The organism is Lysinibacillus sp. FSL K6-0057 (assembly GCF_038630885.1).
GTDB lineage: Bacteria > Bacillota > Bacilli > Bacillales_A > Planococcaceae > Lysinibacillus > Lysinibacillus fusiformis_F.
Map to the genome: position 1 here is coordinate 1814706 of NZ_CP152047.1, position 23997 is coordinate 1838702.

Annotated in this window: 26 protein-coding genes and 1 riboswitch; of the genes, 17 read left to right on the plus strand and 9 right to left on the minus strand. The window is 38.6% G+C overall.

Features of this window, described 5'->3' with window-relative positions; translation table 11 throughout:
• Positions 1-42: 42 nt before the first annotated feature.
• The gene (speB, locus tag MHB40_RS08555) at positions 43-1008 is read left to right on the plus strand and encodes an agmatinase (protein WP_342534758.1); all 966 of its coding nucleotides are present in this window, start codon (positions 43-45) and stop codon (positions 1006-1008) included.
• A 252-nt stretch (positions 1009-1260) separates the two neighbouring features.
• Positions 1261-2091 carry a MerR family transcriptional regulator gene (locus MHB40_RS08560; protein ID WP_342534313.1) on the plus strand — a complete coding sequence of 277 codons (831 nt, stop codon included), beginning with the start codon at positions 1261-1263 and terminating at the stop codon, positions 2089-2091.
• A 158-nt stretch (positions 2092-2249) separates the two neighbouring features.
• Here the strand turns inward: MHB40_RS08560 and MHB40_RS08565 are convergent, their stop codons facing one another.
• The gene (locus MHB40_RS08565) at positions 2250-3071 is read right to left on the minus strand and encodes a squalene/phytoene synthase family protein (protein ID WP_342534314.1); all 822 of its coding nucleotides are present in this window, start codon (positions 3069-3071) and stop codon (positions 2250-2252) included.
• A gap of 213 nt (positions 3072-3284) precedes the next feature.
• On the opposite strand from MHB40_RS08565, the gene MHB40_RS08570 reads away from it, so the two are divergent.
• The 5 genes from MHB40_RS08570 to MHB40_RS08590 all read left to right on the plus strand — a co-directional run bounded on the left by MHB40_RS08570 (position 3285) and on the right by MHB40_RS08590 (position 6176).
• Positions 3285-4019 carry an SDR family oxidoreductase gene (locus MHB40_RS08570; RefSeq protein ID WP_342534315.1) on the plus strand — a complete coding sequence of 245 codons (735 nt, stop codon included), beginning with the start codon at positions 3285-3287 and terminating at the stop codon, positions 4017-4019.
• Between the two features lie 413 nt (positions 4020-4432).
• On the plus strand, positions 4433-5269 hold the full coding sequence (gene coaW / locus MHB40_RS08575; protein WP_342534316.1) for a type II pantothenate kinase: 837 nt from the start codon (positions 4433-4435) through the stop codon (positions 5267-5269).
• Between the two features lie 126 nt (positions 5270-5395).
• Complete coding sequence (locus tag MHB40_RS08580; RefSeq protein ID WP_004269369.1) at positions 5396-5620, plus strand: hypothetical protein; 225 nt, start codon at positions 5396-5398, stop codon at positions 5618-5620.
• A 14-nt stretch (positions 5621-5634) separates the two neighbouring features.
• Entirely contained in the window at positions 5635-5766 is a 132-nt protein-coding gene (locus tag MHB40_RS08585; RefSeq protein WP_004269370.1) for a hypothetical protein, read from the plus strand.
• Between the two features lie 83 nt (positions 5767-5849).
• Complete coding sequence (locus MHB40_RS08590) at positions 5850-6176, plus strand: DUF3889 domain-containing protein (RefSeq protein ID WP_342534317.1); 327 nt, start codon at positions 5850-5852, stop codon at positions 6174-6176.
• 34 nt (positions 6177-6210) lie between these two features.
• On the opposite strand, the gene MHB40_RS08595 is transcribed toward MHB40_RS08590, so the two are convergent.
• On the minus strand, positions 6211-6765 hold the full coding sequence (locus MHB40_RS08595) for a DJ-1/PfpI family protein (RefSeq protein WP_342534318.1): 555 nt from the start codon (positions 6763-6765) through the stop codon (positions 6211-6213).
• A gap of 170 nt (positions 6766-6935) precedes the next feature.
• Here MHB40_RS08595 and MHB40_RS08600 point away from each other — a divergent pair, with 170 nt between their 5' ends.
• The 5 genes from MHB40_RS08600 to MHB40_RS08620 all read left to right on the plus strand — a co-directional run bounded on the left by MHB40_RS08600 (position 6936) and on the right by MHB40_RS08620 (position 12676).
• Positions 6936-7334, plus strand: a complete 399-nt coding sequence (locus MHB40_RS08600; protein ID WP_205442574.1) for a MarR family transcriptional regulator — start codon at positions 6936-6938, stop codon at positions 7332-7334.
• On the plus strand, positions 7334-8530 hold the full coding sequence (locus MHB40_RS08605) for an MFS transporter (RefSeq protein ID WP_205442575.1): 1197 nt from the start codon (positions 7334-7336) through the stop codon (positions 8528-8530). Before MHB40_RS08600 ends, MHB40_RS08605 begins: the two co-directional genes overlap by 1 nt.
• Before the next feature lie 551 nt (positions 8531-9081).
• On the plus strand, positions 9082-9699 hold the full coding sequence (locus MHB40_RS08610; protein ID WP_342534319.1) for an NUDIX hydrolase: 618 nt from the start codon (positions 9082-9084) through the stop codon (positions 9697-9699).
• A gap of 243 nt (positions 9700-9942) precedes the next feature.
• The gene (locus MHB40_RS08615) at positions 9943-10638 is read left to right on the plus strand and encodes a response regulator transcription factor (protein WP_342443153.1); all 696 of its coding nucleotides are present in this window, start codon (positions 9943-9945) and stop codon (positions 10636-10638) included.
• Positions 10616-12676: a HAMP domain-containing sensor histidine kinase gene (locus MHB40_RS08620; RefSeq protein WP_342443154.1), complete on the plus strand. Its 2061-nt coding sequence runs from the start codon at positions 10616-10618 to the stop codon at positions 12674-12676. Before MHB40_RS08615 ends, MHB40_RS08620 begins: the two co-directional genes overlap by 23 nt.
• Before the next feature lie 637 nt (positions 12677-13313).
• Here the strand turns inward: MHB40_RS08620 and MHB40_RS08625 are convergent.
• The 4 genes from MHB40_RS08625 to MHB40_RS08640 all read right to left on the minus strand — a co-directional run bounded on the left by MHB40_RS08625 (position 13314) and on the right by MHB40_RS08640 (position 16217).
• The gene (locus tag MHB40_RS08625; RefSeq protein ID WP_342443155.1) at positions 13314-14060 is read right to left on the minus strand and encodes an amino acid ABC transporter ATP-binding protein; all 747 of its coding nucleotides are present in this window, start codon (positions 14058-14060) and stop codon (positions 13314-13316) included.
• Between the two features lie 11 nt (positions 14061-14071).
• Positions 14072-14728, minus strand: a complete 657-nt coding sequence (locus tag MHB40_RS08630; protein ID WP_342443156.1) for an amino acid ABC transporter permease — start codon at positions 14726-14728, stop codon at positions 14072-14074.
• A gap of 67 nt (positions 14729-14795) precedes the next feature.
• Complete coding sequence (locus MHB40_RS08635; protein ID WP_342443157.1) at positions 14796-15593, minus strand: amino acid ABC transporter substrate-binding protein; 798 nt, start codon at positions 15591-15593, stop codon at positions 14796-14798.
• A 231-nt stretch (positions 15594-15824) separates the two neighbouring features.
• Complete coding sequence (locus tag MHB40_RS08640) at positions 15825-16217, minus strand: ribonuclease HI family protein (RefSeq protein WP_205442583.1); 393 nt, start codon at positions 16215-16217, stop codon at positions 15825-15827.
• Positions 16218-16405: 188 nt separating this feature from the next.
• On the opposite strand from MHB40_RS08640, the gene MHB40_RS08645 reads away from it, so the two are divergent.
• Positions 16406-16597, plus strand: coding sequence for a zinc-finger domain-containing protein (locus tag MHB40_RS08645; protein WP_205442584.1), 192 nt, complete (start codon positions 16406-16408; stop codon positions 16595-16597).
• A gap of 67 nt (positions 16598-16664) precedes the next feature.
• Here the strand turns inward: MHB40_RS08645 and MHB40_RS08650 are convergent, their stop codons facing one another.
• Positions 16665-17648, minus strand: coding sequence for an SEC-C metal-binding domain-containing protein (locus MHB40_RS08650; protein WP_205442585.1), 984 nt, complete (start codon positions 17646-17648; stop codon positions 16665-16667).
• Between the two features lie 227 nt (positions 17649-17875).
• Positions 17876-19690 (minus strand): oligoendopeptidase F, encoded by a 1815-nt coding sequence (gene pepF / locus MHB40_RS08655; protein ID WP_342443158.1) that lies wholly within the window; start codon positions 19688-19690, stop codon positions 17876-17878.
• Between the two features lie 217 nt (positions 19691-19907).
• On the opposite strand from pepF, the gene MHB40_RS08660 reads away from it, so the two are divergent.
• Positions 19908-20348 carry a DNA starvation/stationary phase protection protein gene (locus tag MHB40_RS08660; RefSeq protein ID WP_205442587.1) on the plus strand — a complete coding sequence of 147 codons (441 nt, stop codon included), beginning with the start codon at positions 19908-19910 and terminating at the stop codon, positions 20346-20348.
• 190 nt (positions 20349-20538) lie between these two features.
• Positions 20539-20976 carry a general stress protein gene (locus MHB40_RS08665; protein ID WP_205442588.1) on the plus strand — a complete coding sequence of 146 codons (438 nt, stop codon included), beginning with the start codon at positions 20539-20541 and terminating at the stop codon, positions 20974-20976.
• 36 nt (positions 20977-21012) lie between these two features.
• Here MHB40_RS08665 and MHB40_RS08670 read toward each other — a convergent pair whose 3' ends face one another.
• Positions 21013-21912 carry a DMT family transporter gene (locus MHB40_RS08670; RefSeq protein WP_205442590.1) on the minus strand — a complete coding sequence of 300 codons (900 nt, stop codon included), beginning with the start codon at positions 21910-21912 and terminating at the stop codon, positions 21013-21015.
• A gap of 134 nt (positions 21913-22046) precedes the next feature.
• Here MHB40_RS08670 and MHB40_RS08675 point away from each other — a divergent pair, with 134 nt between their 5' ends.
• The gene (locus MHB40_RS08675; protein ID WP_342443159.1) at positions 22047-22928 is read left to right on the plus strand and encodes a LysR family transcriptional regulator; all 882 of its coding nucleotides are present in this window, start codon (positions 22047-22049) and stop codon (positions 22926-22928) included.
• A gap of 71 nt (positions 22929-22999) precedes the next feature.
• Positions 23000-23671 (plus strand): phosphopantothenoylcysteine decarboxylase, encoded by a 672-nt coding sequence (locus MHB40_RS08680; RefSeq protein ID WP_205442592.1) that lies wholly within the window; start codon positions 23000-23002, stop codon positions 23669-23671.
• 209 nt (positions 23672-23880) lie between these two features.
• Positions 23881-23976: riboswitch (SAM riboswitch) on the plus strand.
• Positions 23977-23997: the final 21 nt, after the last annotated feature.

Sequence of the window (23997 nt, forward strand, 5' to 3'; positions counted from 1 at the left end):
CTAGGCTAAAACGTAAGATTTGTAGAGAGTAGAGGGATAATGATGGTTAATCACGATGAAAAACAATTTTTAAATTTGCCATTTACAGGGATATGTACGTTTGGAAAATATCCAATTTGCACAGATCTAGACCAGCTGGATGCTGATGTAGCGGTCATAGGGGTACCAAATGATATGGGTACCCAATGGAAATCAGGTGCTAGAATGGGACCACGTGGAATTAGGGAAGGATCGACGTTATATAGTTTTGGTTTAGAAGGTGCCTATGATATCGAAAATGATATTATGTATCTAGGGCCAGATTGGAAAGTGGTGGATTGCGGGGATGTTGATATGGTACATGGTGATCTTATGCAATGTCACGAGAATACAGAAGAAGCGATACGCAAAATTGTTTCGAAAGGAGCTTTGCCTGTAGTATTAGGGGGAGACCACTCTATCACAGCTGCAGTCGGAAAAGGACTGAAAGAATTAGGTCCTTTTCATGTCATTCAAATTGATGCCCATCTAGATTGGGCGGATCACCGCTCGGGAATGCGTTACGGCCATGGAAACTGTATTCGCCGTTTATCAGAGCTGGATCATGTACAGAGAATATTCCAATTAGGTATTCGTGGAATTAGCAGCAGTAAAAAAGAAGATGTTGAGGCTGCAAGAGATTACGGTAGCGTAATTCTATCTCCACGCCAAATGAGAAAAATGGGGATTGAAGAGGTGCTGAAACAAATACCAGCGGGAGAAAGATATTATGTGACAATTGATATCGATGGATTGGATCCATCAATCGCTCCTGGGACGGGAACACCTTCCCCAGGTGGCCTTCTTTACGATGAAGTAAACGAATTATTAGAAGGGATTGCTAAAAGGGGAGATGTGATCGGATTCGATTTAGTTGAAGTCGCGCCCCCCTATGATCCTACTGGCATGACCGGGCAAGTAGCGGCTCGCATCATGCTGGATTTACTCAGCTATGTCTTAAAAGAGAAAGAGAATAGTAGGCTAGCTTGAACTGAAGTAAATCGTTCAGAATAGCACTTGACAAATAGTCAGAAAAGAATGCATAGTTTGAATTAGGTGTTCGTTGAAACGTCAAAGGTACACTAATTGATTTTTGGAGAAAATAAAGTAGGTGAGATACACTTATTTTAAAAAATTTGCTGAGTGTGTGAAACTAATCAAACTCGAAATTTTTCGGGTTTGGTAAGTTTTCCTATTATCACCACGATAAAAATTTTAGCAGTCCATATGGGGGTAAGCTGATTGAAAGAAAAACTGACAATCGGTGAAATGGCAAAGCTGCGAGGGTTAACATCGGAGACATTACGCCACTATGACCGGATCGACTTGTTCAAGCCACAATTTATCGATCCTCATTCAGGGTATCGCTACTACTCCATTTTTCAGTATGAAATTCTAGGTACCATTAAAGAACTAAGGCAACTTAGGATGACTACAGATGAGATCAAGGATTATCTAAATGAGCGCAATTTTAGTAAATCATTAGAGATTATGAAAACAAAACACGAAGAACTTGTTTCCAATCTGAAAGAATTGAACGAGTTGGAGGAAAATATTAGAGAGAAGATTGCCTATTTGGAACAGGTGGCAATAGAAGATGAACTTCATAAAGTCATATTCCGTGAAATGAAAAGTAGGCAATTACTTACCTTGCAGGAAAAAATTAATAATAACTTCGAACTTTGCTACGGTGTCTTGAATCTTGAGAATATGCTTATGGAGAAGACACCCATCCTTGCTACAAACAGACTGGGCATTATTATCGAAGAAACGAATCTAAAATCAGGACGTTTTGAAGATCCTTCTACTATTTTTATTGTAGCAAAAGATAAGGAAGAGATTCCGAATACATATCAATTGACGATTCCGGGGGGATTATTTGCGTGTATCCGTTACAATGGAGAATTATTGTCAAGTCGTAGCAAAAGTTTAAGAAAAATACTTCATTATCTTAACAAAAACAGTTATCAGATTACTGGTGATGCATTACAAATTATGCATCTTGATATTACGATTACGGATAAACCGAATGAGATCACCTTTGAAATCCAAGTTCCTGTCCGAAAATTGTAATTCATGAAATACATTCACGCCATTTTAATCTAGTTTATTCAAAATAGAGTGAAGGTTGCTCAAAAAAGTAACCCCTGTACGAGAAAATTCTCATGCAGGGGTTTTATTGATTTTGCAACTTCATCTTAAAGGGTCATTCGAGAAATGTAATGCACCTATCAGTCGGCCTGTACCTCTTCAACAGTCTGCTCAACCTCGGCACGAGTCATTTTTTCTCGTCCTTCCTGCATTGCCTTTAGTGTTTTGTGGGCTAAGGCAAGTGGTAGGCGGCAGAACAGCAGAATAGTACGTTTATTGATATCCTTCATATACAGATCTGCTTTAGCTAAATTTTCTTCTGCATAAGCAAATAAATCCTCGCGTGTCCACCCGTCAGGTACGAAACTTACACCACGTTCATCTAAATCCTCATGCTGATTTCGTAAGATGTTGACAGCCTGTAATCCGCGACCGTAGCCAATTGCTAGCTCGCGATCGGTTTGAACGCCTGCACCCCATGCCCAAAGCTCAGACAGCATCGTCCCAACAAGCCCAGCCACGTAGTATGTATAATCATCTAAATCCTCACGTGTGTGGACCTGCCAATTGGCTTTTGCCCATTTTGCCATACCCAAAGCCATTTCACTTGTGGAAGCCTGCACAATTTTTCTGGATTCCTCAGGGCAAAATGTCAGCCAATCTGCTAAACGAAGAGATACTTCAGGTAATTGGTCTGCATAAGGTGCGAGTAATGCTTGATAGGCTTCTTCATTAAAAGTGTCCTTTAATAATTCGCTCGTTGCTGACAGCAAATCAAATTTCACATCATTAGAAAGCTCTTCATGGTCTTCAATTTCATCAATGGCACGCATAGCTAAATACGCAGCAGCCACCGACACCTTTAAATCATTTTTTAAAAAAGTAATCGGTATATAAAACGTGCGGCTTGTATCTTTCAAAACCTGCATCGCTTCTTTGTAAAGTCTTTTTTGCTCGTTCACTTGTATTCCTCCGTTCAAATGGTTCCACATCTATAGTATATCGTATCGTAAAAATAGGGAAAGATAAAACAGATTGTTCATATTTAGAGAGATATTCTTTGAAAACGTTTCCTGAGAATGATATAGTTTAATAGTAAACTATTTAAACCTATACTTTTATTGTGGACAAAAGTATAGGTTAAACCACATTTCAGAAGAGAGGAAGTTTAGAAAATGGGACGTTTAGATAATAAAATTGCGATGATTACTGGTGGCGCATCTGGTATGGGTGCAGCAATGGCGAAATTGTTTGCGCAAGAGGGAGCTACGGTAATTGCGGCTGATATTAATGAAGAGAACCTAGCAAAAATCTCCGAGCTAGCCAATGTAGCGGGCATGAAATTAGATGTTTCCTCAGACGAAAACTGGGCAGAAGTGACGAAAGCCATTGTCGAGAAATATGGTCGCATTGATATTTTAATTAATAATGCTGGTATTTCATCCGAAAAAGGACCAGATCAAATTACACAAGCGGACTGGTCAATCATGCATAATATCAATGCTTTTGGTCCATTCCTAGGCATTAAACATGTGTCTAACTATATGAAAGAAGCTGGGAAAGGCTCTATTGTTAATACATCCTCTTACACAGCGATTATTGGCGCAGGCTTTAATGCTTATACAGCCTCTAAAGGGTCTTTACGTGCGATTGCTCGAGCAGCGGCATCAGAGCTTGGTGCTTTCAATGTTCGTGTTAATACAGTATTCCCTGGTGTCATTGAAACACCCATGACAGCTAAATTATCTGAAGCAAAAGAAGCAATGGATATGTTAGTAAGAGCAACACCAATGGGTCGCCTTGGCCAACCAGAGGAAGTAGCAAATGCTATTTTATTTTTAGCATCAGATGAAGCTTCTTATATTACAGGTGCTGAGCTTGTCATTGACGGTGGCTATTCAGCACGCTAATTAATCGCTATAGGAAAGTGAAAATGCCTGTTCAAGCAGTGCATTTTCACTTTTTTTGTTTTTTTAGTAAAATGATGATAAAGCTTTCGAAATGCATTAAAATTCAGCTATCGATTAGAAAAAATTTGATATTTTTCGTGATTTTTTCATGAAAGTTTACGAAGTTATTGCACAATCATTTCAACAGCGTTAAAGTTTAGAAAGGGCGAAAATGTCATTACACAATTTGGGGGATTGTACTGAGCGTTTAGCTTTCGTACGAACAAATTAATTGGTCAGGATTTTGGCACACAAAACTCCTTGCAAAATCCTTAGTACCAAAGAGGGCATGTACTTTATTAGTTGCCTTAATCATCGCGTAAACTGCAATCATTGTATGAGGAAGTTACGTAATAAAAACAAAGGAGAATTGTATGCCAAAGGCTATAGGTATTGATGCAGGCGGCACATTGACAAAGGTTGCTTATTTAGATCAACACAATGAGCTTATTTTAACAACCTTTCCGTCTAATGATTTGCAATCTGTAAAAAAATGGATTATTGACCATCCAGATATTGAGGATATTGGTGTTACGGGGGGACGTACAGAGCAATTACTTGATGTCATTAAAACAATGAAATCGATTCATTATATAGTGGAATTTGAAGCAACATTAAAGGGTGTCCGATTTTTATTAAATAAAGAAGGTTACTTTTTTGAGCGTAGTATGATCACCAATATTGGGACAGGCACTTCCATTCATTATATGGAGGGCAATACCCATATTCGTGTTGGCGGAACAGGCGTTGGTGGTGGGACATTAATTGGATTGTCAGCGCTTACAACAGGTATTACCGATTACAATGAGCTACGAGAATTGGCTGACAATGGCCATCGTGAGAGTATTGATTTATTGGTTAAGGACATTTACCAGGGCATGGATACACCAATTGATGGTCATTTAACTGCGAGTAATTTTGGGAAAGTAGGCATTACAAAGTCCATCAAACATCCGGCCGAGGATATTATTGCAACGGTTCAGGGACTAGTAGGCGAAGTCATCACAACACTTAGCATTCAATATGCGGAAGAAAAAAAGGCTCAGCATATTGTCTATATTGGATCAACCCTCAGCAATAATGCTCATCTTGCCCGTGTAATTGCAAATTATACACGCACGAAGAAGCATACACCTGTCTTTATAAACGATCATGGCTTTTCAGGCGCTGTCGGAGCATTGCTCAACATTACAGAATATACAATTGTCTAGAGACAGATAAGAATGAACATGACTAATGCAGATTAGTCATGTTCATTTTTTTTACAAATAGCGAAGAAAATTACCTACATAGTAACGCCTCTACTTGAACAAATTATGTGCAGGAGGTGAAGTTACGTGGGCAAACGTAATAATCGGAACAACAGTAAAACCATGAATATGCGAACACATAATCCTTTTGGTACTTACAAAAGCAAAGATCTTGATCGAAGTAATAGCAATAATAACAACCCGAATGACAACTTGAACGAAGAGTTCGCAGCAGAATTTGATGCGAAAGCTAAAAATAAAAATAATAAAACAAATCATGATAAAAACCAGCAGTCTAATAAAACGAAATAGTGGAGGTACAAATCATGGCGAAAAAGAGGAAAACAAGCTTTAAAAAGAAAAAGAAGGAAGATACACATAAAAAGAATGATCGTGAGGAGTACTCAGCGGAGTTTAACCAAGTCATTCATAATAATCCTCAACAGCCAAAGCAATAAAGACAAGCTGCTCCAAAACTTTTTGGAGCTCTTATTTTTTACCGTATGTGCTTCTTTATACAGTCAAAAAGGGAGTGATTCAAGTGAGAAAATTTTATTTACTTGGACTTCTTTTTGTTTGTCTTGCTGTGTTTATACATCTACCAGTTGTTGCAAATGCACAACAAGAAACACCCGCTTATGCAAAATGGGGACAGATGGCTATCAAAGAGGTAAAGGCAAAATATCCTACTGCCAAGATTGTGGATTATTTGCATGAAGGCAAGGAAGTACATGGAACATCAACCATTGAGAAGTTTAAGCTTTGGCTTAAGCAGCCTGATAAGGAATTTGGTGTTTATGTCAGAATCAGCTATCAAACCACAACGCAAGAAGTAGAAAAAATTGAATTTCAAGAAAGTACTTCATAAAACAAGGATGCCTAAAATAGGGCATCCTTGTACTTTAACCTTCTAGCTTTTCAATAAATGCGCGCATCAAGCCTGGTAAATCAGGCCATGCATGCCCACTTACTAAATTGCCATCTGTATGAAGATTGGCGTCAATATAAGTAGCGCCCGCCACCTGCACCTCTGGCTTGCAGGCAATATAGGCTGTTAGCTCACGTCCTTTTAGCACTTCAGGAATAGTCGCGAAAATTTGTGCTGCGTGACAAACGGCTGCAATCGGTTTATTGGTTTCGAAAAAATGGGACACGAGTGGTGGAACATGCTCATTTAAACGAATGTATTCTGGCGCACGACCACCAGGAATAATCAATCCATCGAAATCGGTTGGATCAACATCAGCAAAAGAAGCATGTGCTTCTAAACCATAGGCAGGTCGCTCGATGTATGTATCGACGCCATCTACAAAATCGTGTAATACGGTCTGTAATTTCTTAGCTGATGGCGCTGCAATAGTGACATCATAGCCTGCCTCAAGACAACGATAATAAGGATAAAAAATCTCTAAAGCTTCTACTGCATCTCCTGCAAGTATTAAAACCTTTTTCCCCATGATTCCATCTCCTTTACATTGTGAATCTACTAAGTTTTATTCGACACATGCAAAAAATTTCCTGCTGATGATCGAGCCATCTTTCCAAATTACTTCCTTTACAAAGAAAAAAATGAAGCGTATAGTATTTATTTAGCTAGGTAAATAAATTTTTCAGGAGGTAGACAGCGATGAATCCAATTTTCCATGCTTTATTCCAAAAAAATCGCTATTTAACTAATTGCTTAAATGAAGTGCTGAAGCAGCATCATTTATATAGTTCTCAATGGACCATTTTATATTGCTTACATAAAAATGGGCCGATGACATTAACGCAAATTTGGAAGTATTTAAATGTGGAAGCGCCAAGTATTACAAGAGCGATTACAAGGCTTGAGTCATTGGGCTGGGTACAACGATTAGATGGTGAGGATAAACGAGAAAAGATTGTGACTTTATCTGCACAAGCAGAGGAGCGCCTACCAGCCATTACAGCAACTATTCTAGCATTTGAAGAAGAAATGGTAGGGTCATTAACTGCTGAAGAACAGCAGCAATTTCTAAAGCTATTGGAAAAAATGAAAGGTTGATGGACATGCAGCAAGAAGAGAATACACAGATATGGACGAAGCGTTTCATTAGTCTATTTTTAACGAATATCTCAGTCTTTTTTGTATTTTATGGACTTGTAACGACTTTGCCTCTTTATGCAATAGGGGAGCTACATCAGACAGATAAGGAGGCAGGGCTTCTATTGTCTGGCTTTTTATTGTCAGCTATCATTGTGCGCCCGTTTTCAGGAAAACTGTTGGATGTATTTGGTAAGAAAAAACTGTTAGTCCTCTCTATAGTGGGCTATTTTATTTGTACCGTCTTATATTTATTTATTCATCCATTTGGACTTTTACTTGGTCTTCGTTTTATTCAAGGGATTTTCTTTAGCATTATCACAACAGCCGCGGGTTCTTTAGCCGCAGATATTGTTCCTGCTAAACGAAAAGGGGCAGGGCTAGGCTATTTTACGATGTCTACGAATCTAGCAGTTGTCATCGGGCCATTTATCGGCTTATTATTAATTCAATATAGTACCTTTAACGTATTGTTCATTGTTATGAGTATTTGCGTTTTAGCAGGAGGAATTTTAGCGTTAACGGTCAATACCGATGATTTACCGAAACCTGCCCATGAAGGAAAACTAACCTTTAAATTCGATGATTTATTTGAGCGAAAAGCATTACCTGTTGCTGCGATTGCTAGTTTAGTAGCCTTTTCATATGCCAGTGTTTTATCCTTTTTATCGGTCTATGCACAGCAAAAAGATTTAATGGCAGTGGCCAGTCTTTTTTATGCAGTGTTTGCTGCATCCATGTTAATTACGCGTCCGTATACAGGTAAACTTTATGATACGAAGGGACCGCAATTTGTTATTATTCCTGGCATTATCTCCTTCGCCATCGGACTCGTTATGCTCGCTTTTGTAGAAGGACCCGTGTTATTTTTAAGTGCTGCTATTTTTGTAGGCTTCGGCTATGGAGCTGTGACGACAAGCTTGCAAGCATTAGCTGTTCAATCCACAGCCATCCAGCGAAGTGGCTACGCAACTGCAACCTATTTTACGATGTTTGACCTTGGAATCGCACTAGGTTCCTATATTTTAGGAATGGTGGCCGTACAGGCAGGTTATGCTTCAGTCTACTTGTCAGGTGCAGGTTTACTAGGGGTTGTCTTTATTATTTATCTCGTACGCCTTGCAAAGATGAAACCGAAAAAAGTAGTGAATATATAGTAAAACAGTTGGATCTGTCCCAACTGTTTTTATTATTAGAAGCGATCATAGGCTATGAAAATTCAGTCATGCAGCGCGGTCGTTATTGACCAAAATATGGTATAATAAGAGCGTAACTAGATAGAGGTTTCATGGGCGGTTGGCACAATTTTAACCTATCTCATTCAGCTTATTGAAGAGAAAGGAGTTGATGCCATTGACTATTTTTGAAGCAATGATGGTTGCGATAAGTCTTTCAACACTTATTGTTTCTGTACTTGCATTGTCATTTACTTTTACACAAAAAAAGTAAACCGCCCCTGCCTCGCCAGCATGTGAGATGGTTTACTTTCATCACTTTGCAAATCGCCTTTGAAGCGATTCGTCTTGTTACTAGGACCATTGGTGTTCCAGCACCAATGGTCTTATTTACTTATATACATCTTCACTAAGAATTATAACATGGATAAATGTTTTTTTTCAAATAATGTAAAATTAATTGTTATGGACTACAAATGATTTTTGGGGAATCAGTTGGTAGGATGAAATCATAAAATAGGATGTGATAATAAATGGAACCTAAATGGCTTGAGTGGGCAAAGGAACTACAATCAATTGCACAGGCAGGACTAACTTATTCGAAGGATATTTATGACTTAGAAAGGTTTGAATCATTAAGAGAAATAAGCGTGGACATCATAGCACACCATACGGAGATGGATAAGACGGTTATACGTGATTTATTTGCTAATGAGACGGGTTATGCGACACCAAAAATAGATATTAGGGCGGTTGTTTTTAGGGACAATAAAATATTAATGGTGAGAGAAAAGATGGATGGGGATTGGTCATTACCAGGTGGCTGGGGTGACATCGGACTTACGCCTAGTGAAGCAGCCATCAAAGAAACGAAAGAAGAATCGGGATTTGATGTAAAAGCAATCAAACTCATAAGTGTACTTGATAAGAAATGCCACCCTCATCCACCATCTCTCTACTATGTCTATAAAATGTTTATTCAATGTGAAATCATTGGGGGACAGGCAGAAGAGGGCATGGAAACTAATGCCGTTGCATTCTTTGCTGAAAATGAATTGCCCTCTCTATCAATAGCCAGAAATACAGCGTCACAAATAAAACTAGCTTTTCGTCATTTAAGGTACCCACAAGAACCTGCCTATTTTGATTAATACCTCAAGCTGCATAATTCCGAATTGTATATTAGATGATTAAAGGAGAGCCGCTCAAGCCTGCTCTCTATTTTTTATTGTATTCCTCGAATTTTTCGAATTTGTATTTGACATAAAGGAAAACACTAAGAAAATCTTAAGAATTAGTGTCTGAGTTTGTTAAGATTTAATTAGTATTATATCCTTATACGAATCCTATAGGGGTGATGACATGAACCTAAAGTGGTGGAGGAGTGAATGTAGTTGAACATTTTGATTTGTGATGATGATAAAGAAATTGTTAGAGCGATTAGCATTTATTTAGAAAATGAGGGCTATCAAGTATTCAAAGCTTACAATGGTATAGAGGCAATCGATCTTATTCGGGATCACGTTATTCACCTCATTATTATGGATATTATGATGCCAAAAATGGATGGGATTACGGCGACGATGAAGATTCGGCAAGATAATATGATTCCGTTAATTATGCTTTCTGCTAAGTCGGAGGATTATGACAAAATACTCGGATTAAATATCGGAGCAGATGATTATATGTCCAAGCCGTTTAATCCATTAGAACTTGTGGCTAGAGTGAAATCCCAGCTAAGAAGGTATACGACGTTTGGGAGTCTCGAGATGAGTAGTGCTGTATTTCAAACGGGCGGGCTTGTGATTGATGATGAACAAAAAGTCATTACTGTTGATAAACAAGAGGTTCATTTGACACCAGTGCAATATAAAATCTTAAAGCTTCTGACAGCCAATGCTGGTAGGGTGTTCACGATTGAAGAGATTTATGAAAAGGTATGGAATGTCAGGGCTATTAATCCTGAAAATACGGTTTCGGTTCATATTCGAAAGATTCGAGAAAAAATTGAAATTAATCCAAAAGAGCCGAAGTATTTAAAAGTTGTATGGGGAGTTGGGTATAAGGTTGAGAAAGTTGAGAAGTATTAGTCATGCACTCATTACGAAAGTGGTTGTGTTCCTAATTGCCATCGCTTGTTTAACTGGTATCGCGAGGGTAATGATCAACATGGAATTTAATGAGATTCATCTTAGTAGTATAAATCAAGATCATTATTTTGAAAGCCGAGCATTCGCTGATGAAAGTTACAGCATTATTGCTCCTTTAGCGCAATTAATCGGAAAATACAAAAGTGAAGAATATATTTTAAGTGATAAGACACTAGTAGAAGAGGATAATAGAAGAATCGAAGAAGAGTTATATTATGATTTCCGTAATTCTTATAGATATAATTCGAATTTGAGTGAAGAGGAAAATAAGGATAACTATCAAGAAATATATGCAAATGACATTGCTAGAATAAAAGATAAAAGTATGAATGAACAGGTAAGAAATTTTTATCGATTACGCAGTACGTTAGAAGCCTATGAAGGAATTGTGTTTTATGCGAGTGACGGTGAGCATGAGTTCTCCAATAGTGATCTCAATAAGAAAGAGCAATTTGAATCCTTTGATGCCTATATGTTATTTGAAAATTATCAACAAAAGCTTCATCCGAATGAAGTGAAAGAAAGTCAATACTTGGATTACTTTACACATGAAGTTGACATGTTGAACCCACAGACAGATGTTATGTATGTAGCGTTTAAAGATTCTTACTTACAACAAAAAATGTCGGAATGGGAAAAAGATAAAGCGACTGCCCAAAGCTTTCTGAATGAATTTATGGTATTTCTAGCAGGGTTTATTTTATCTTTTGTGTATTTAATCATAGTTATTGGAAGAACGTCATTTAAAGATAAAGAAATTCATTTCCATTTCATTGACAAACTTTATAATGATCTCAATATTGTGCTAATCGGATGTTTAACAGCGATGTGGATCGCCATGATTGTTGAAGTATTCCATGATATGTACATGTTCTTCAGCGTGCCTATTTTTATCATTGCCTTACTATTGATTTTATCGCTCGTAAAGCATATTAAAAATAGATCGTTATTGCAGCATACACTCCTCTATCAAATTTTCAAAAAGCTATTTATTTTGGTGAAACATGTTTTTGACAGTGGTAGTACAGGCGTGAAAATTGTGCTGCTAGTCATTGGCTATCCATTAGTTGTGGCGGCAACATTTTTCATGTTTCCCATTACGATGGGGATAGCTGCCTGGTTGGCGCTGAGAAAGGTGAAGTCGTTTAACCGCATTAAAGAGGGTGTAGAGCAAATTAAAAATGGGGATCTTCATCATCGAATTGAAGTTGATGGAAAAGGGGAGTTTAGTCAACTTGCAGAAAATATAAATCGGATTACAGATGGGTTGAAAAAGGCAGTGGATAGTGAAATCAAGAGTGAGCGTTTAAAAACAGAGCTTATTACGAATGTTTCGCATGATATCAGAACGCCTTTAACATCAATTATTACGTATGTCGATTTATTAAAATTAGAAAACGATCCTGAAATGATTGCTGAATATGTGGACGTGTTAGATCAAAAATCGAAAAGACTTCAGCACTTAACCGATGATTTATTTGAAGCGGCTAAAGCATCAAGTGGTAGTATACCTGTCCAGTTAGAACGGATTGATATCGTATCATTACTAACGCAAGGGATCGGAGAAATGGATGAAAAAATTGAAGCCTCGTCCTTAGATTTTAAGCTAGCTCATCCAACAGAAAAAGTGTATGTGAAGGCTGATGGTAAACTCCTATGGCGTTCCATCGAAAATTTATTCTCGAATATTTTTAAATACGCACAGCCGGCATCAAGGGTGTATATTGATGTTGAAGATGTAGGGAATGAACTACTTGTAACATTTAAAAATATTTCAGCATATGAATTGAATATTTCAGCTGAGGAGCTAATGGAACGCTTTAAACGCGGAGATGAATCAAGATCAAGTCAAGGTAGCGGATTAGGGTTGTCGATTGCTGAAAGCCTTATTCACATCCAGCACGGCAAGTTCTTAGTGCAAGTAGATGGCGATTTATTTAAGGTCATGATTTATCTACCGAAATTCCCAAATGAATAATGTAATAAAGGAATAGGATACATGCGTGTCCTATTCCTTTTCTGTTGTTGAAAAAAGATCATGTCACTAGAAAAAGACTTTTTAGCAAGGTGAGGGGGTTGATTTCCGTTCCGCCAGCATCCTTTCCAGGGGGCGTCCGAGGAGCCGCTTCACTCACTTACGTTCGCTCCAGGGTCTCCTCTGTGACGCTAAATCCCCTAAGAGTGACGCTGGCTCCACTTCAATCAACCATTCTGCAAAGTGTCTTTACTTTTTTCATAGTAGCATAGCGATTAAATCGTCCATTATTTGTATTCTTAGAGGGGATAAACTCTTATTGGAGAAGTAATGCGTGACAACATCTCTTCCTAAAGAGTAGTGAACACCTTCACTTTATCTGAAAACCTTTGCTAAAAAGTTAACATTTTGTAGGTTGGAGTGGAAGGCTACTTGACTCCCGTGGGATAGCGAGACAGGCGAACCACTAAACGGAGCGGTAGCGGAGGAAGCGATTCGGCGCTCGCCCACAGGAAAGCAAGTAGCCTGCAACGGAAATTCATTTTCACTTTTCACAAAAATTCTATTGATTGTTTTGTTTTTCAACACTAGAAAAGACCTGTATAAAAAAGAGAGCGACATGAGCCAGCTCTCCTTCAAATTAGTTAAGATTCTTTTGTAAAAACGCTCGTGTACGGTCGTTTTGAGGGTTTGTAAAGAAGTTGTCTGGATGGTCGGATTCGATAATTTGACCACCATCCATAAAGACTACCTTATTTGCTACCTCTCGTGCAAAGCCCATTTCGTGTGTTACAACAATCATCGTCATCTGATCCTCTGCTAGGCTTTTCATGACCTTTAATACTTCGCCTGTTAGCTCAGGATCTAAGGCAGAGGTAGGTTCATCAAATAATAAAATTTGAGGATTCATCATCAGGGCACGAGCGATTGCTACACGCTGTTTTTGGCCACCAGAAAGATTGGCAGGATAAGCCTTGGCCTTGTCGGCAAGACCAATTTTTTGTAGTAAATCTTGACAGCGTCTCGTAATGGCCTCTGCTGATTCGGTTTTTAATAAGCTTGGTGCCATTTCGAGGTTTTGTTGAACGGTTAAGTGGGGGAACAGGTTAAAGTGTTGAAAGACCATTCCCATTTTTGCTGTAATTGCTTTGATGGCCTGTGGCTTTGTATATTGACCATCTTGCACAAGATAATCGCCATCTACGACAATACTGCCACCATCAATTTCTTCTAAATGTATTAAGCTTCGAAGCATTGTACTTTTCCCAGATCCAGAGGGACCGATAACTGCAATGACATCGTTCTTCTCTACCGAAAATGTAATTTGTTTCAGAACCTCCACCTGATCGAAAGATTTCTTCAAGTTTGTTACTTCCATCAATGCCATATGTGTCACCTCTATTCAAATTTAAAGCGTCTTTCTAGCCATTTAAAGAACACCGTCAAGACAAGGGTCATGACTAAGTAAATTGCACCAGCAATAAAGAACGGTGTAATCGTGAAGTCACGATTGACAGCTGTTTGCGCAAAATGGAGTAATTCTGGAACAGCAACTGCATAAAGTAGGGCTGTATCCTTAATCAGTGTAACGGATTCATTTGATAATGCTGGTAAGGCGACACGAAACATTTGTGGCAAAATAACACGTGTCGTCGTTTGCCACTTGGATAAGCCGAGCACCTGGGCTGCCTCATATTGTCCTTTATCGATGGCAAGAAGACCACCACGGAATATTTCTGCAAAGTAGGCAGCATAATTTAAAATAAAACCAAGGCAAGCGGCCACAAAACGATCGAGTACTAAATATTCACCGATTACTGGCAGCATAGGTAAACCGAAGCAAATTAATAATAATTGTAGTAATAGTGGTGTACCACGCATGATATAAATATACGTATGTGCAAGCCAAGCGAGTGGTTTTATGCGACTTTTTACGGCGAGTGTTAGTAAAAAGCCGAATGGAATCGATACTAGAATGGCGATGAAAAACAGTAAAACTGTCATTTTTGCCCCTTCTAGCATCGGTAATATCATAGTTTGCCAGTAATCCGCCATAACGATGTCCCTCCAAAAAGAGTAAGAGTTCCACTAAGGAAACTCTTACAGTTGATGTATCCTGTCCTTACTTTAATACTTTATCTTCACCGAACCATTTTGTAGAAATTTCAGACGCTGTACCATCTTCATTCATTTTGTCTAACGCGGCTTGTAGTTTTTCTAATAATGCTTCATTGCCTGGTTTTACACCAATACCATACTGTTCAGGTGCAAGTGATTCCTCTAATAATTTGAATGTATCCGGCTCTTGTGTCATGTAATATTCTGCAACGACCGCATCAATGACCACTGCATTAACACGGCCTGTTTTTAAGTCTGATAATGCTAATACATTATCCGTGAATTCTGTAATTTTTTTCACTTCTTTGTGAATCGGGTTCCCGTTTAATGCATCTGCCGCAGAAGAAAGAGATTGAATACCTACTTCTTGTCCAGCTAAATCACTTAGTTTTGTAATCTTTGAATCTGCCTTTGTTAGCACAACTTGAGAGTTTTCAAGATAAGGCTTTGTAAATAGAACTTTTTCCTTACGTTCATCTGTAATCGTATAACCGTTCCAAATTAAATCAATACGTCCGCTCAGTAATTCTGCCTCTTTTGTTTTCCAATCGATTGGTTGGAATTCTGCTTCAACGCCCATATGCTCGGCTGCTGCACGAGCTAAATCAATATCGAATCCAACGATGTCATTTTTATCATCGCGGAAGCCCATTGGTGCAAATTTATCGTCGATCCCAATAATCACTTTTTCTTGATCTGCTGCTGTTTCGTTTTTTTCTGCTGTCTTTTCTTTTGATGAACCACACGCTGCTAAAACGATGACAGCTGTCAGCATCATAAATAAAGTCAATACACGTTTCATTTTTGTTTCCCCCTATAATCTATCACTTTCGCTTGCTAAACTACTAATGTGTTAAAGGATAACATCGTACTCTAACAATGTCAATATCGTTTTGGATTAATCAGAAAAAGAGCGGTGTTTTCTAGCATTTTTTTGAATAGCATAAAATAATGAAATTGGGGGATAGTAAGTAACTGAAGAATAGGAAAAGAAAAAGGGACTGCACTTAAAGAACAGTCCAGTGAAATGATGTTAGCTATTTTTGCTGTGGATTGCTTTGCGTGCCAAGGCATCAGCCGCTTTGTTTTGTGCGTCAGGCACCCATTTGATAAAAAATAAATCAAAGCTAGTAGCAAGTGCTAAAGCTTTTTCTAAATAAGGTTTAAATTCCTCGTTTTTGACATATTCTTTTTCCATAGAAGCGACAACGATTTTGGAATCCGAACGTACTGAGACAAGAGGGGAGCCTAACTTTTGTGCTTCTTCAAGGCCACGAACTAATGCCGTGAATTCAGCAATATGGTTGTTTGTTTCGCCAATATACTCACTGATTTGGATATGGTGGCCTTCACCTTTAATAAATAACCCAATCCCACTTGGCCCAGGATTTCCTGCACTGGCAGCATCTATATAAACTTCTAACATATCATCCCTACTTTGCGTTTTGACTTCCCTATAATTGTACAACAAGGCTATGGCGCAAAGCATCCTTGTGGAGCAATTCGTGTTTGAAAAAAATACGTAGGAAGTAAACAAAATAGTTGCTTGTTGAAATTGAACGCTTCATAATAGTAGGAAGTGAATTTTGGACGTGAAAGGAGCGAGAGTTCAACATGGAGAAAGTGACGGTTATGAAGGATATTGACGAACTGCATGATACGTATTGTGCGGATTGCTTGGTGATTAAGCAATTACGTAAAGACCGTGGTAAACCAGGGGCTCATCGTTTCTGTATTGAAGCCTGTTCAGTTGGAGAAAAGCTACAGTTCTTAGGGGAAGAGCTTTTAAAAGTTTATAGTAAATGAACACATGAAGAAAAGCTACATCTATTAGCAACAATGCTAATAAATGTAGCTTCTTTAATTGTCACAATTATTTCGTATCAGCATAGCTGCTTAGGTCTTGATAATACTTTGTAAGAGAGGAAGCTGAAATATCGAATGTCGCAGCGATTTCTTTCACCGTCATAGATAGAGACTCGAACAGCTCCTTTTCCTGACCATAACGAATCGCACCAGCTGCAATGGCTGCTTCTTTGCGCGCAGTCGGTTGTCCTTCAATTAAATAGTCCTCTAATAGCTCAAGCATCGGTGCTGTTTCACGCTCATTTTGCTCTAGGAAGTCCTTTACTTGTGTCAGGACATTGCTCTCAAAGTTTGAGAATTCCTCACCTTTATAGCCATTCGATACTAATAACTCCCAGAATGCTAGGTGCTCTTCTTTTAAGAATGAGCCAACCTTCTTCTCGGATGCCTCAAAGTTCTTCTTGAAATCTTCAAAGACTTTTGCATGATCCTCTGGGAAGAAAATCAGTGTGGACACAGCTAAATAATGAGCCGATTTCTTCGTTCCGTCTGGTAAGATAAAGGCAAATACATGCATACCTTCAGGAATCGGTTTGTTATTTTCACGACGAATATAAAGCTCTTCATTTGTAAGTAAATGATTAGCCTTGAAATATTTTTCCTCAACAACAGACACCGTACCAATAAATAAAGTCGGCTGAGACCAATCTTCAAGTACTTTGACTGTAGAAGGTCTTACCGCCTTTTTCTTCGTTTTCTTTAGATAATTTTTCCAGATAGATGGCTCTTGATGGAAGAAAAAGTCGTCTAAAGCGATGGCTTCGATTAGCTCACGCTGTAGAACGCTCTCTAATTTAGGCTGCCATGTGCCCACATGCTCGATATAGGCACGAACATCTTTGCGTTCAGGATATTCTAAGTAAAATGTTTGTAGCACACGCTCTAATTCTTCGATTTGTACTGCTTCCACTGTTACTTGCTGTTTGCCTTCACAACATTTTTTATATTTTTTGCCGCTACCGCATGGGCATGGATCATTACGTTTTACCATAATTAGAACACTTCCTTTAATCATTGTTAATCGTATATTGCTAAATAATTTGCGTACTCTTAATAATAACGGTACTTTTGTATGAAGAAAAATAATTGTCTATTTTGAAATATCTAAAAAATATAGAGGGACGCCCTGATTCTAGTATATGTACGTATTTTTCTACTTAGAACTAAAAAAAAGAAAACGGTCTCCACCTTAAATAGGCAGGACCGTTTCTAGTTAAATTATTGCTGAACGGCTTCGATTTCCACTGTCAGACGTTCAAGCTCATCAATTAAATGGCCAATGTAGGCAATTGTATCACGAAGCGGTTGGTCAGTCGTGATATCAACACCTGCCATTTGTGCTAACTCCACTGGTGATTTTGTGCCGCCAGCCTGTAGCACTGCTAGCCAATCTTCAACAGCTGGAGCGCCCTCTTTTAAAATACGTTGAGACACTTGTGTTGAGATGGTTAACCCTGCACTATATGTGTATGGGTAAAGGCCCATATAATAGTGTGGCTGACGCATCCATGTAAGTTCAGCACCTTCAGAGATAGCCACTGTATCACCCCAGAAATCTTCCAGCACAGAGCGTTTTAATTGGTTGAGGATGGTTGCGTTAACTGCCTCTCCAGCATCAATTAATTCATATACTTTACGTTGATAGGCAGCTTCTAGTAAATGTGTAACAAAGTTATGATAATATGTTTTCGCTACAATATTGGAAATTACCCAACGTTTAAAGCGTAGATCATCATTATGTGTTAGTAAATAATTCGCTAACAGCATTTCATTCATTGTTGATGGCGCTTCAATAAAGTACAAAGATGGTCGACTATTCAGATAAGATTGATGTTCATACGTATTTGCAAAATGCCCCGCATGACCAAGCTCGTGAATAAGTGTAAAGACTTCATTCATTTGTTCATTCCATGACATTAAAATATAAGGATGGCTACCATACGGACTTGAACAAAATGCCCCTGTAGATTTTCCTTTGTTTGGTGCATAGTCAATCCAGCGTTCATTGAAGGCTCTATCCATTAACTGATTATAGTCTTCACCCATAACGGCTAATGCCTTTTCAACATATTCTTTTGCCTCAGCCATCGATAGTCTAGGATCATAATCAGAGTCCAGCGCAATTTTTAAATCTGCAAATGTCATTTGGTCGATACCGTTGGCTTTTTGAATTAACGTTGCATAGCGACGCATATGCGGGGCAAGCTCTTTTGTAATTAAATCAATTTGACGATTATAGAGAGAACGATCGACATCTTGATCAAATAGTAAATAATCAATAACAGAGTTAAAGCCTCTTAGGTCAGCCATTGTTTTTTCTTGTTGAATATGTGTGTTATATACTTGAGCCGTTGTATGCTGGTAATCACGTAGCTTGCTTGAAAATGCTTCAAAGGCAGCACGACGTACATCTGTATTTGCTTCAAACTCCCAGTCATTTTCGTACAGGACGAAGCTAAGGGGATGCTTTTCACCATTGGCTTCAAACTCGCCAAAATCCATGTCCACTAATTTCGTCGTATTATACGTTTTATAGGGCGCGTCAAATGTAGGGCTGAATGCTGCTAGCGCTTTTTCCACTTCAGGGTGTAGCTGGTGTGGTTTTCGTTTTAATAATTCCTCTAGATATCGTTTGTAAAGAGGGCTTGATGTTGCTGCTTCTTGTAAAACAGCTTCATCCAATGCCAGTAACTCACTGCGTACGAAGGATAGAGCACTGCTGACTTTTCCGATAGCTGTACCAAATTTTGCGGCACGCATTTGTGCTACATCATTTGTGCGATCTGTTTCGAGATTTAAGCTTGCATATGTGCCAATCGGAACAAATCTTTTTTGTAGCTCCTCAAAGGCTGTTAACACGTCGATTACTTTTTGCGCATCGGTAATTGTTCCTTTGTATTGTTGCTCGAAGCTAAGTGCATCTTCTACTAATTGTGCTAAGGTCGGTTCAAAATCAGCCTCATTGCTCAATAAATCTGTTAAATCCCAAGTTTCTTCTACTGCAACATCTTTTCGTAATGGTAAAACTTTCATTTATGGACACCCCTTTACATGTAAGTGATTTCATTATAACGAAACTATTTCGGAAAGTGAAATAATTTCATAGAATAGTTGCAATATTCTTACTGAAGGTCGTTTCGCATGAAGTATGTTTGAAATATTGTCGGTCGGGAACAATGTGTGTATAGCCAACATCTTTTATTACTCATACTAATGGCTAGAACAAGACATATTGGAGGAGAAATGGATTATGACACAAAACTTAAACAAACAATTAAATAAGCTAGTGGCCACATGGTCTGTGCTTTACACAAAGCTACACAACTATCATTGGTATGTCACAGGGCCAGCCTTCTTTACACTGCATGCAAAATTTGAAGAGCTGTATAATGAAACAACGCTGAATTTAGATGAAATAGCAGAGCGTATTTTATCAAAGGATGGCAAGCCAGTGGCGACATTAAAAGAGCATCTAGAGCTATCCTATGTAGAGGAAGCAACAGGTGATGAAACGACAGAGGACATGGTTGCAACGACAATTTCAGATTTCCAAAAGCTGATGAAAGCTTTGAATTCTACAATGGAGCTAGCCGCAGAAGAAGGGGACGACCGTACAGAGGATTTACTCAATGCGATGTATCAGTCTCTTGAAAAGCATACATGGATGTTAAAAGCCTTTCTTGACAAGTAAAAATGAAACGTTCAGCATGCTGGAGAAGAAAGCCTCTCTAGCATGTTTTTTTCTGCCCTGAACGCTTTATGTCAAATCAGCAACATAGTTTAAGGCATCATAACAATTATTACAGTTTCATAAAACGGGTTTGCTTGTGTGCCGTGAGGGTAATTTTCTAGTAAGCCATACAACTTAGGAGGAATTGAACATGATGAATGAACAAAATCCAAAAATTGAGGTGGCCCATACAAGGGATGAAATGCTTCACATTTTAGAGCATATGCGAATGGAAGGTTATCACCAAGACGATATCCATATTATTGCGAGAGATCCCCAACAGTTTGAGGATGTAAAATGGGATGCCGATGTGCAAACACATGAGGCTGGAAATTGGGTAGACCAATTCAAATCTTGGTTTACAGGCGACTCAGCTGTTACAGAGGGCTTAAAACGATTTAATCTGTCAGAGGGACAAATCGCTTACTATGCACATCTTGTAGAACAAGGAAGTATTGTCCTATATGCAGAACATGAGGATGATGTTGATACGCTTCAAACCTATCCAGAGACAGCGGAAGAGCAAGAGGAGCGTTTAAGAAATCAACAGCGTATGGCAGAGGCAGAGCAATATAGAAGATTTTTATAAAGAGAAAAACAGAGTGATCCCAGTGATCACTCTGTTTTATTGTATGACTTTTTCTTGTGCGTCTTTCTTGATAAAGCGTAGGGCATGGAAGTGCTCTAATTGAGCCACTAAATTCCCAATAAGAATGAAGCTACCACCAATCGCTAATTTCATAGTTAAGCCTTCTCCGATAAACATCATGGCAAACATAGCGGCAAAAATAGGCTCTAAGGAGAATATTAGACCTGTATGTGTAGCAGAAGTATACTGTTGTGCAACAGTTTGACCAACAAAGCAAAACGCACTACAGATGATGCCAAGCCCTAAAATAGCAATCCAAGATGTTGTGGAATTTGGCAATGTCGGTGTTTCGAATAGAAATGTTAAGCCAAGCGCATAAATACCAGCAAAGCCAAGCTGATAAATTCCGTATGAAATGGATTCTACATTTCGTGTGAATGAGCTGTTTAAAAGTAAATAAATTGAATAACATACCGCAGCAATTGCTACTAATAAATCACCTGTATGGAAAGTGAATGAGCCATGTGCTGTTAAGACGGTAATACCAATCATCGTACAAATGATCGCAAAGCTAACTGCTCGAGAAGGTAATTTTTTTTCAATAAAGCTGCTGAAAATCGGCACTAACACGACTGTTAGGCTCAAGATGAAGCCAGCATTTGAAGCAGAAGTAGACTGTAAACCAAATAAACTTAACGCGAACACAATGAATAATAAAAATCCTTGAATAGCCGCATATTTTAATGTTTTACCATTTACTTTGATCATCCGTTTGTAAAAAATAAGTCCTGCTACGAAAAATGCGATGATACAACGCAATGCCACCACATTATAAACTGCCAATGTTTCTAGCCCCATGACCATAAAGGTATAAGAGAGCCCCCAAAACATTGTGACAATAACCATCAATACATTTGCTTTTCCTTGGATACTCATTATGTTCACCTACCATCTGTGTACTAAAACAGTTTTTATACTAAAAATTACTATATATCTTGTATTGTGATTAGTAAAACGAATGTTTATAATGAATAGGATTAAAAAAATTCATGTATATAGAGGGATTGCGGATGAGCTTAGTTAAATACGAGATTTTAACAAAGGTGGCAGAGGTGGCAAGCTTTACAAAAGCAGCTGATGCACTAGGGTTAACACAGTCTGCTGTGAGTCATGCCGTGTCAAGTTTAGAAAAAGAATTTGGCTTTGCTCTCATTCATCGAAGTCGTGTAGGTGTAACATTAACAAGTGAGGGACAAACGATGCTAAGGGCAATGCGTCAGGTTTTGGATGCGCAGGAATTATTACAGCAGGAAGCAGCTCATATTCTTGGCGTGACACGTGGTAAGGTTCGAATTGGTGTAATTTCAAGTATTTCTTCGAATTGGATGCCAGAAATTGTTCGGATTATGGATAATCAATTTCCAGGAATACAGGTGGAGTTACGAGAGGGAGATTACTATGAAATTGAACAATGGCTTTTAAGTGGTGAAGTAGAAGTCGGGTTCTTGAATGGTCAAAAGTCAGAGCAATATCAATTTACTGAGTTACAACAAGACCCATTATTATGTATTGTTTCGGATAAAAGTCCCTTATTTGATAAGACAGAAATTGATATCGTAGACCTAGAGGATATGCCATTTATTATGACTTCCTATAAAGGGACAAATGATGTCAAGGTGCTATTAGAGCAATATCATATAAAGCCGAATATTCGCTTTGAGCTTTCTGAGGAGGTAGGGATTCTTTCTATGATTTCACATCATTTAGGGATTAGTATTTTACCCCAATTGGTTATTCAAAATTTACCACCAACATTGAAAGCGATTCCATTAAAGCAAGGTGGCTACCGCACCATTGGGATTGCTATGAAACACCATGCTTCACCCGTTACAAAGAAATTTGCAGAGATTTTAAGCGCTTGGTTAAATGAACAAAACAGCTCCCTACGATAGTCGCTATTGAAGCATATCCTTACATTACGTTAAAATAGTATTTGTATATATTTCAGAAAATAGGTGAGTGTATGGGGACATTACAAGGCAAAACCGTACTCATTACAAGTGGGGGAACACTTGAAAAATGGGATCGTGTACGAGGGCATACGAATTTATCAAAAGGCACAATGGGCTGTTATTTAGCAGAGGCGGCGCTGGCTGCTGGCGCTAACGTAGTATATATGCATGGTTACTTTGCACAGCTCCCAGAAAACCACAACAAAATGACATTGATAAAATTTGAAGGCATAGAGGATTTAGGACAAAAGGTGTGTCATGCTGTCCAACAACAAGTCGATATCGTCATTATGGCTGCTGCTGGCTCTGATTGGGTCATTGACAAGGTGTATGATCAATCAGGTAATTTAATGGAGGAGGCGGGGAAAATGCCTTCCGACGAACCACCTATTATTCATTTTAAAAAGGCGCCAAAAGTGTTAGGACAAATCAAGGGCTGGCAACCAAAGGTAACATTAGTAGGCTTTAAGCTCGAAGCGACGGATGATGAGGAGTTCTTGCTAGCTCGCGCAAGACTGCGTATGGAAACAGCCAATGCTCAATTTATGGTAGCAAATAGCTCCCAGTCTTTATACGGAGGGGACGAGCCTCATTGGATCGTGCCTGCTGAAGGCCAACCAATCAAGGTGATGGGGAAGCAACAGACCGCACAAGCTTTAATGGCCTGTTTACAAGAACAATAAAATCAAGAACTGTGCAGAGGCTATATTTCTGTGCAGTTTTTTTCTTTGCTTCTGTGGTTAGATATACTGACATAGCATACAATACGGTAGGATTATGTGTGAATAGTCTATAAAATTCTCACATTGCATAGTATTCAACTAGGTTTTCTAATATTTTGTATTGACATTCCTATAGCAGAATTATAGAATTATTTTCAAGAAACGCAGTACTCTTATCAAGAGAGGTGGAGGGACTTGGCCCAATGAAGCCTCGGCAACCGAAAAACAGGTGCCAAATCCAACAGATGGTGTCTGAGAGATAGGAGGGGCTATCAATCAGTTTGATG